This window comes from Enterococcus sp. 4E1_DIV0656 (genome assembly GCF_002140695.1).
GTDB classification, from domain to species: Bacteria; Bacillota; Bacilli; order Lactobacillales; family Enterococcaceae; genus Enterococcus_D; species Enterococcus_D entomosocium.
This window is the reverse complement of record NZ_NGLF01000001.1, coordinates 1,785,304-1,795,383: the sequence shown is the minus strand read 5'-3', so window position 1 is coordinate 1,795,383 and position 10,080 is coordinate 1,785,304. Positions and strand designations below refer to the sequence as shown.

The following is a 10,080-nucleotide window of genomic DNA, read 5'->3' as shown; positions in this document are numbered from 1 at the left end:
TGCTTTGCCAGTTAGTTCTTTGCTTGCTTCTAGAACCGCACTTCCTTTTGCGGGATTATAGCTATTTTTAAAAGCAGCACTGCCTTCATAACTTGGACTTGCCACTAATTGCCCCGATTGATCCTCCACATTTACCGTTACATGATAGACTGTGTCATCATAGGTGATCGTGCTATCTGTTCCTGCGACTTCTCGGATCGTATACTTGTATGTTCCTGCTTGGTCATAGTCGATTGCATCAAAGTAAATTTTTCCTTTGGCATCATTGCTCTTAGTTTGGAGCACTTCCCCTTGCTCGTCCAACAGTTGGAATTGAAATTCATCCGCACTTAGTGCTTTGCCAGTCAATTCTTTACTTGCTTCTAGAGTCAAAGCGACAGTTTTTTCTATTTTCTTGTTTACAACATTTTTCGTCACTTCTTTATCGTTGCCAAAGTCGCTTGGAGTAACAGTTAGTACCTGATCCAATAATTCATAACCCGCAGGAGCTTTTATTTCCTTTATCGTATAATTATCCTTCAGAAGATCATTGATAGAAGCTCGCCCTTCGTCATCTGTTATCAATTTTCCTACAACTTGTCCCGTTGACTCACGTAGAACTTCAAAATGTGCACCAGAAAGAACTTCCCCTGATTCATTCGTTTTAAGAATACTTACCATGTAATTATATCCTTCGGCTTCGCCTCCTCCTTTTTGGTAATTTGTATAGGCAACGCCATCCTTTATCACTACGTCATTTGATGTCAATACAGCCGTATTAACGATATTCTCTCCATCAACAGGTGTATACGCTAATTCTGCTTTATAGTAAATTGCGTATTGATCTTCACTACCAATATCTCCAAAATCTATTGAGAATGATCGTTGATCACTAGAAATATTGATTTCATAATCTCCAGTCACGTTGACACGATTTACTAATTCCCAATCATTTCCAGCAGCATTTAATTGCCACTTTCCTTTATAAATAATGAACGAACCTGGAACATAATTGACAGCCTGACTATTTATCGCATCGGTGATCGTAGCATCAGGATAGTTACCGCTACTTCGATTGATTGCAACATAATATTGAATCGTTTGATCACTTCCGTCTGTAAACCAACCAGATTTCGTTAAAGGATATGTGGTTGTATCTATACCAGCATAATCAATTTCAATTGGAAAGGTCGTTCCTTCAACATCAATCGTCGTCGTTATTATCTGTTCCTCTTGAACAATTGTTGAATCAACGCCCGCGTAAAAATAAAAAGAGCCATGTATATCTGAATGGATTTCTGCATAATCTGTATAGGTCAGAATAATCTGTTTTGAATCTGACAAAACGGTTGCATTGGCGACGATGTTACCGTTCGAATCTTTTAATTCAAAGGATTCGTTACTACCAAATCTAAGTTCAGGCGGCAAGGTGATCGTTGTCGTATCTCCTTCTTTTACTTGGTTATTTGGTAGATCAAACGTCCCATTGATTCGAAATGTCTCCCACTGTCCAACAGCTTCCGTCAGAGGAGCTCCATTTTTATCCGTGATACTAAAGGAAGTGATCACATCATCAACTGCTGAAAATGGAGCAATGGTTGGCGCTCTTGATTGTTTCTCCGAAGTCTGTAAAGTTTCTGATTTAAGATCTGATTGTACCTCTGTATTCTGTAAATCTGTAGATTCTACCGATCCACTTGATGTGGTGGTCGATGTTTCACTTTGAGACTCACTTGTTCTATTTGTTACATCACTCGTCTCACTTGTGGCTTGTGTACCTTGGGTTTCACCAATACTCATTTCAGCAATCGCGTGTAATGGCGCAACCAAGATAGATGTTACAATTACTAAAAGGCTAAAATAAGTAGAAATTCTTCTTTTCATATTCACCGATTCCTTTTCTATACTATTAATGTGTTGCATACTGACATTTTTATACCGTTGCTACAAGATTCATCTATTTCAACTACTATCTTTTATGCAAATATTCCGTGTACTTTCTTCCATATAAAATTCCCCCAGACATACTTTCTAAAATTCTTCCTAAATAGATGGGTTTATCATTTGAAAGCAAATAAGGTTGTTCCGTTAACATTGTTAATTGTTGCTCAATTGAGAGGAAATTTTCCTTTTGTTTTCTGTATTTCGCTAATTTTTCTGAATCATTCTCAACGACGATTTCATTCTCATTGGAACCTACTTCAAACGCATATACAGGTGCTTCTTCTTTCGTATGTTCGCTAGGCAAGAAACTCATTTGATTGATTAGAAAAAAGGGCAAAACTACCCATGAAAAATATTTATCTTTCAAAAGCTGCCTCCTTTAGTTGTACTAGCAACTCTCCCAGTTCCTTCCAATCATTAGATGTAGGCGGTTTTTTCCAAATAAGTTGTTCACAGTTCAATTTATCCATAGCACAGTCCGAAAGAAATAACTTGGTATTATTACTGATTTTGGCTTCAAAGATAAGATTCATCGATTGTAATGACTGTAGCATCATTTTTATATAGCTGTTGTAATTATTCCCATGAGAAAAATCAATACAGATATTTAAAGGTGTCTCAATTTCTTCCATGGGTAGCTGCGTAACTAATAAGAAAAGATAGTCATAATAAAGCTTGTTTTTCTCGGAATTAGATTGGAAAAAAGTGGATTTTTCTATTTCCCGAAAAAAATCCTGAATAAATTTATCAATTGCTGGATTGGTTTCCTGAAAATAATTAAACTTCCCTTTGATAATGAATGACTGATTTTTAAAGCGATAAACTAACCATTTTATATGTATATTTGTTAGTTCCTTCTCTATAAAATCATCTCTTATTTCATAACTGAATGTGTCAAAAAACATAGAAATAAATTTTTGAGTCAACTTAACTGCTTCTTGATACAAATCAAATGTCATAAACTTCGTAACGAATTGTTCATTGTCGATTTCAAAATGACAGAACATCAAAAAATAACCAATTTCATTCTCTATCTGTTCATCGTCGATCGAAGAGTCACTGTTTATCGCTTTTTTCAACCACTTCGTAAAATCATTTTTCACATAGTCCACATAAGTCTCTTGTATAAAATGTTTATTTTTTATTCGAATGAACCAAACACTAATAAAGATTGCTAGTTTTATTTCTTTTGTTCTGGGGATAGTTACTATATATTGTGATGAAAATTGCTTTATAATTCTATCGGTCATTTGACGAATTTCTTTTGGAAAAGGATTTTCAATGCCGTTAAATAATTCATAGTAAGTACTAAAAAAAATACTGCGTACGCTTAACTCATTCCCAATAATTCTGCTCTTTTTAATCAAAATGTTTTCTTCATTTAATAAAGACTTTAAATGGCGAAACTTCACATAGCTAGAGGTCTGGCTGCTGTGAAGCAAACTAACTTGCTTTTTCATAGGAATCTCATTAATGAAGAAATTATCCAAAATATTAAAAAGTTCACAAATTCTCATAAACTTAATTCTTATTTTCTTTACTGTTACGTAATCCAGATTAGCACAAGTAATTTCTCCTGATTTTTTGATATAAATTTCAGTATCCTTGGAAATTAAGCTCAAATACGTATTCAATTCATCTATGTAAGTTTCAACTTTATAGCTAGAAATAGCCAAAATCGTACTTAATTCTGAAACTGTACAATAATGATTTTTATAATTCTCTATGTATTTAAGAATTACCCACTCATCTGTCTCTTATACACATCTAGATGTGTATAAGAGACAGTTTCCCCTATATAAGTTTACAAGATTAGTCAAAAAGTAGTATAAGCTTTTTTAAACAAAATTGCTTATTTTTTTTATTTATTAGAAAAATATAGTAATTTTGAATTGAATCTTTTGCTTAGAATCTAAATTAAGAAATGATAATATAACTTTACGTATGATTAATAACTAGTATTCCTAACATCTTATCTTTTTACAACTATTTAATTACTTGCTAAAAAATAACTTAATGGCTAGTCAAAGACAAACTGATTGAACCTTGATTTCCTTGGCTATCTAGACGACAAAATTACCTTTCGTTCTTGAAAAAAACTTGATAGTTGACTTCGCTTATCGTTGACATTCCGCCTCTTTTCAGCTAAGATTTTATTATTGTTACATTAATTGAATATCCAAAACACCACCGGGTGATAGAAGTGTTTGGTAAACTCATTAGGTCCTTGAAGAGTTTACTGAATGCTTATTTTTTTTGAGGAGGAGAACAAATTATGACATGGATTTATTTACTTTTAGGAGGATTTTTTGAGGTCGTATGGGCATCTACCATGAAACTGAGCAACGGGTTTAACCACTTTTGGTATAGTATTTCAACAGTCATCGGAATGCTTTTCAGTTTTGGCTTCTTGGCTTTAGCGGTCAAAAACCTACCATTAAGTATCGCTTATCCTGTTTGGACAGGGATAGGTGCGGTGGGATCGATTATTGTGGGGGTCGTGTTCTTTAAAGACCAGCTATCCCTTCTGACTTGGGTTTTCGTCGTCTTATTAATAGTTGGTATTTTGGGCATCAAGTTTACCAGCGGACATTGATTTAGCCATTTGATAATAGTTTTGCTAGCCTTTTTGTAGGTACCTTCATCAATCAAGCGCCTTGACTCCTATAACGAAACACGGAGCCAAATCGCCATTTTCAGCCCATCTAAAGAATTTTTTTTCAATTAGCCTATAGGTAAAAAATATTTTCAAAAAACGTTTGACCTTATAGTCACTCTAACCTTTATGCTATTCATGTAAAGAAAACGGAGGGAAAATAATGAAACAATGGCATAATTTGGATATTGAAAAGGTGCAGTCAGCGACAAGTAAGACGCTTATCACAAATGAGGTACGTAAAGCGTATCAAGAAAAACACGGGAAAAATAAATTACAAGCATCAGAAAAGACACCCGAATGGAAGAAGTTTTTATCTTACTTCCACGATGCGTTAATGTATGTCTTGATCGGTGCAGCTGTTTTAAAATTTATTACGGGAAGTTTAGTTGAAGGAGCGATCGTTTTACTCGTTGTCGTTTTAAACGCAATGATTGGTTACTACCAAGAGAGAAAAGCAGATGATTCACTATCTAGCATTTCAAAATTACTTAGTTCAAAGGCGACAGTCGAATCTGAAAACGGACGTCTTTCAATCGATGCAGAAGATTTGATTCCAGGGGACCGTGTTTATTTATCACCTGGTGATGTTATTCCTGCTGATTTGCGTATGGAAACCGTGAATGAACTAAAAATCGATGAATCGATTCTGACTGGAGAGCCTGATGCAGTCGTAAAAACAAGTGCTCGTTTAGAGGGGCAAATAGCACTTGCTGAACGAACCAATATGGCGTATTCAGGTACGCAAGTACAGTCAGGAACTGGAAAAGGGCTCGTTGTTGAAATTGGCTCGGACACTGAGATTGGTAAAATCAATGCTTCTTTAGCAACCATTGAAGTGAAAGAAACCCCTTTATTGAAAAAAGTGAACGAAATGAATCATGCTATTTTTAAAGGGATCGGCGTCTTTATCTTCTTATTAGGATTGATCAGCTACTTCATTTATGGCATGAGTCCGATGTATATCGTGTCAGCAATCATTGCTTTGATCGTTTCTTCTATTCCTGAGGGATTGCCTTCTATTTTGACGATTATTTTGTCTTCCGGCGTGAAAAATATGTCGGATCAAAATGCGATCGTAAAGGGACTGCCTACTGTCGAAACACTTGGCTCAATGACAGTCATCTGTTCTGATAAAACAGGTACTTTGACCAAAAACGATATGACCCTTACCAATGTGTTTTCTAATAAACAGGTAACTGTGATTGGCCATGAAGACCAAACAGATTCTTCGAACAACGAACTGCTAGCCAAAATCATGCAAAACTGTCAAGAAACACAGAGTTTCGATGATCGCCACTGTCCAGTGACCGGAAATGCAACAGAATTAGCTTTATTACGTTGGACCAATCGTATTGGCACACCGCGGATCAAGAGTCTAGAAACATTACCTTTTGACTCAAAATATAAGTATATGGCAACAAGCCATTTGATCAATGGGAAAAAGCGGATTTTTGTAAAGGGTGCTCCAGATATCGTTTTAAATAAAGCGACTGCTGCACATATTGATGGGCAGATAGCGGAGTTTGATCATGCACAGTGGGAAAAGATCAATTTGGCTTTTGCTTCAGAGGGACAACGAGTGATCACGTTTGCTTATAAAGATGTAGATACAACGACTGAATTGACTCATGAAGAGATGGACGAGCTCGTAATCATCGGATTAGCTGGCATTATCGATCCAGCAAAAGAATCAGCGATCGAAGCGGTAGCAGATTGTAAAAAAGCCGGGGTCAGAGTCGTAATGATCACCGGGGATCACCCAACGACCGCAAAAGCGATTGCCAAAAAATTAGGAATCGACCATTCTGAACGGGCAATCACTGGAACTGAATTGGATCGTTTATCCACAGATGAGTGGCAAAGAGTGGTAAAAAATACCAATATTTTTGCCCGAACGACACCTGAGCATAAACTGATGATCGTTACTTATTTACAAGAACAAGGCGAAATCGTTGGAATGACTGGTGATGGGGTCAATGACGCACCCGCACTTAGAAAAGCAGATGTAGGGATCGCCATGGGAATTAAAGGAAGCGATGTTAGTAAACAAGCTGCCGACATGATCCTCATTGACGATAATTTTGAAACGATTGCAAAAGCAATCAAAGAAGGCCGTCGAATTTTTGATAATTTAAAAAAGACGATCCTCTTCTACTTGCCAACCTGTCTGGCCCAGGGGCTTTTGCTGATCGTTTCTATGTTGGGAAATCTTCCTTTACCACTAAGCACAGTGCAGATTCTTTGGTTAAATCTAGTTGCGTCAATTACACTCTCCTATGCGTTAGGTTTTGAACCAGCTCACAAAATGATCATGAATCGAGCACCTAGTGATATGAAAGAAAAAATCATTTCCAAATATACACTCTTTCGAATCGTTTATGTCGGCCTACTCTTGACCTTCTTCGGCTTTCTAACGATGAATGCATTCGGCGACGAAGCTGTCAGACAAACCGTTTTGATCAATGCGATCGTTTTCGGTCAAGCTTTTTACATGATCAACTGTCGTGAGATCACGGATTCAGCCTTCAGTAACAAAATCAAGCAGAATAAAGCCTTGATTTACTCATTACTTGTTATGGCGATTCTCCAATTAGGAATGGTCTATTTTTCACCATTGCAAAGTATCTTACAGACCACCTCTTTAACTTTATCCGAACTGCTTATCAGTGTTATCCCAGCAACTCTACTTTTCTTATTAGTAGAATCTGAAAAGCACGTAACACGAGTCATTCTAAAGGAAACTACTCCCACCTACTCAATGGATACCAAAGTAGAGAAATAAGAACAGTTCTATTTCATAAGTCATCTTATCGATAAACTTGCTGAATCACTAAGTACCAATAGATACGTTTCTCCTTGATCGATTCCGTTTTAATCGGGTTGATCAAGGAGAATTTCTATTTTACTCACGTATTCTTCCGGTAAATTCGTCTCATGAAAATCAATCAAGTAGAACTCATAAAAATTTCCTTTCGCGACCAGTCTATTTTTCTTTAGGTAACTTTTTAGTTCTGCTAAAGCAGCTAAGCGCTGCTTATATGTGCCCGTATAATAAATAGCGAGATACTCTCCTGCAGGCATTGTAAATGCCTTCTCATCTGCCAAATCGTTTGTCAGACAATAGAAAACTTGATGCCTAAATGCGTCTTCGTGCGGCAGTAAAATCGTTCCGAAAACATTTTGATTATTGGCATGCAGTTCTTTTTCAAATTGTTTGTGCAGGCGTTTAAGTTCAAAGTACAAGTCTTTCCCCATTGTGTCTTTCTCTTGACTTAAAACAAGGTACCGTTCTTCATAAAATGTACGTTCAATTTCATGGTTTTGCTTTTTTTCAGCGTAGACAAGCAAGTCAATTCGCTCTTTTAACAAATCTTGTTTCTCTTTTAACGCATGGATTCTATCTTCTAATTGCTCCATCTCGAAATGAAGGATTTCTTTAGTCAGCGCTTTATTCTTTGTATCCAAGTAGTTCTTAATTTCCTCAAGTGACACATCAAAAAAACGCAGGTCTCTAATGGTATTTAATCGCTCAATATCCTCGTATGAGTAATCTCGATACCCATTATCAGTATAGTTGGGTGATAACAAACCAATTTGTTCATAGTACCTAAGAGTATGTGGTGTGATATCATAGTTTTCACTCACTTGTTTTATCTTCATAGTTCCATCCCTCCCTTTATCTTTCATAGCGTGTCTCTGTCACAAAATCATATCATAATTTTCTTCAGAAAACGAAGGAGTTTTTCCATTGAAGCGGTAAGAATTTTTGGTGCGTGACAGTACTTGAACAAGCTTCAAATCATAATGAAAAGACTGCTGACAAATTTCCAAGATTAGTATGGGAATTTATCAGCAGTCTTCTACTTCGCCAGTATTCTATTCCATTTCAAAAGAAAGCTTTTTCTGATTTCTTATTTTCGTTTCTGTCTTAAGCGTCTTAAGAAAAATGCTAGCAGGGATGATACCGCCATAGTCACTCCAGCGTATAATATGAAGGGTTCCTCTTTCTCTCCTGTTTTTGGAAGACTTTTTTCACTCGTGACTGTTCTTGTTGTTTCTGATACGTTAGTCGTTATTTTCATATCAGTAGACGGTGTGTTATCATCTGTTTTTGTCTGATCATTTGGCGTGTTGCTTGACTCTTTTGATGAGTCTGTTGGATTGGCTTCGTCTGTTGCATTTTTTATATACGTCACAGTCACCTCCGTATCTTCATCTTCTGCAGTCATTCCTGTTTGTTCTTTGACTGTCGTCAGGTCTGCCGTGTAGCCCTCAATTTGCTTGCTTTTCACCTCATCAAATGTCGTGTCACCATTTGTGGCTGTCCAGTCAGTATATGCGACTTCACCAGTCAGCAGATTGGTTGTTTCCGTGCGTGTATAGGTTAAGGTTTCCGTATAACTTTCTGCCGCTTGGCTACCATCTTCATAAACATAATGAATCGTCCGCGAAACCTCTTTGCTTTCCTCTTTCGTTTCCGTATTTGCTTTGTAGATCACAGTCAACTCGGTATCTTTTGCATCGGGTTGAATATTCGTAATTGCTTCGATCAACTCATTATCTGGTGTGCAATATTCAATCATTGGGCTGGAAATTTCAGCAAAAGTCGTGTCGTTGTCTTTTGCCTTCCATTCGCCATAGGTCACTACACCAGTTGCCAAATTCTTTGCTATCACCCGGGTGAACGTGACTTTATCGGTATGATCGTCCGCCGCTTTGCTACCATCTTCATAGACGTAATGAATCGTTTGCTTGACTTTCTCAGTTTCTGTTGCGGTTTCCATTTTTGGCACATACGTAACGGTGACTTCGATGTCTTGATTATCAACCGCTACTCCTGTAACTGCTTCGATCATTTCCTTATCGACGGTATAGTTCTTAATCTCAGGACTCTTCACTTCGTCAAATGTCGTATCGTTTTCTTTGGCTTGCCATTCGCCATAGATCTTGTCACCAGTTGCTTCATTCGTTGTCACTGTGCGTGTAAAGGTCACCGTGTCTACTTTGTCTGGGGCTGCTTCTTTGCCGTCTTCATACACATAATGAACCGTTTGTTTGACCTCTTTGGTTTCTGTTGACTCAGTCATATTTGGTGAGTAAGTAACAGTTACTTCGCGGTCTTTGGTGTCGGCTGTCAAACCTGTGACTTCCTCGATGCTTGTTTTGTCTGCATGATAGTTCTTGATCTCAGGACTCTTCACTTCGTTAAAGGTCGTATCGTTTTCTTTGGCTTGCCATTCGCCATAGGTCTTGTCGCCAGTTGCTTCGTTAGTGGTGACCGTCCGCGTGAACGTGACCGTGTCTACTTTATCTGGTACGGCTTCTTTGCCGTCTTCATACATATAATGGATCGTTTGCTTGACTTCTTTGGTTTCTGTTGTTTCGGTCATATTTGGTGAGTAAGTGATTGTTACTTCACGATTTTCTGATTTTTCTGTCAGCCCTGTAACTTCTTCGACTGTTGCTTTGTCTGCATGATAGTTCTTGATTTCAGGACT

General features: G+C 37.3%; 7 protein-coding genes. 2 read left to right on the top strand and 5 right to left on the bottom strand.

The window, feature by feature from the left end; genetic code table 11:
• The 3 genes from A5882_RS19770 to A5882_RS08455 form a co-directional block, all read right to left on the bottom strand.
• A partial coding sequence (locus A5882_RS19770) for an Ig-like domain-containing protein (protein ID WP_254908474.1) occupies positions 1-1,863 on the bottom strand: 1,863 nt, incomplete at its 3' end.
• An 85-nt stretch (positions 1,864-1,948) separates the two neighbouring features.
• Positions 1,949-2,290: a hypothetical protein gene (locus tag A5882_RS08460; protein ID WP_016619463.1), complete on the bottom strand. Its 342-nt coding sequence runs from the start codon at positions 2,288-2,290 to the stop codon at positions 1,949-1,951.
• Positions 2,280-3,383, bottom strand: a complete 1,104-nt coding sequence (locus tag A5882_RS08455; RefSeq protein WP_254908473.1) for a hypothetical protein — start codon at positions 3,381-3,383, stop codon at positions 2,280-2,282. Before A5882_RS08455 ends, A5882_RS08460 begins: the two co-directional genes overlap by 11 nt.
• Before the next feature lie 815 nt (positions 3,384-4,198).
• On the opposite strand from A5882_RS08455, the gene A5882_RS08450 reads away from it, so the two are divergent.
• Both A5882_RS08450 and A5882_RS08445 read left to right on the top strand, forming a co-directional pair.
• The gene (locus A5882_RS08450) at positions 4,199-4,519 is read left to right on the top strand and encodes a multidrug efflux SMR transporter (RefSeq protein WP_016619461.1); all 321 of its coding nucleotides are present in this window, start codon (positions 4,199-4,201) and stop codon (positions 4,517-4,519) included.
• 223 nt (positions 4,520-4,742) lie between these two features.
• A complete protein-coding gene (locus tag A5882_RS08445) occupies positions 4,743-7,364 on the top strand; it encodes an HAD-IC family P-type ATPase (protein WP_086372656.1) in 2,622 nt (873 codons plus the stop codon).
• An 89-nt stretch (positions 7,365-7,453) separates the two neighbouring features.
• Here A5882_RS08445 and A5882_RS08440 read toward each other — a convergent pair whose 3' ends face one another.
• Both A5882_RS08440 and A5882_RS08430 read right to left on the bottom strand, forming a co-directional pair.
• Positions 7,454-8,242 carry a MerR family transcriptional regulator gene (locus A5882_RS08440; protein WP_176462014.1) on the bottom strand — a complete coding sequence of 263 codons (789 nt, stop codon included), beginning with the start codon at positions 8,240-8,242 and terminating at the stop codon, positions 7,454-7,456.
• Positions 8,243-8,493: 251 nt separating this feature from the next.
• Positions 8,494-10,080: LPXTG cell wall anchor domain-containing protein (locus A5882_RS08430; RefSeq protein WP_139843246.1), on the bottom strand; the 1,587-nt coding region annotated here is incomplete at its 5' end.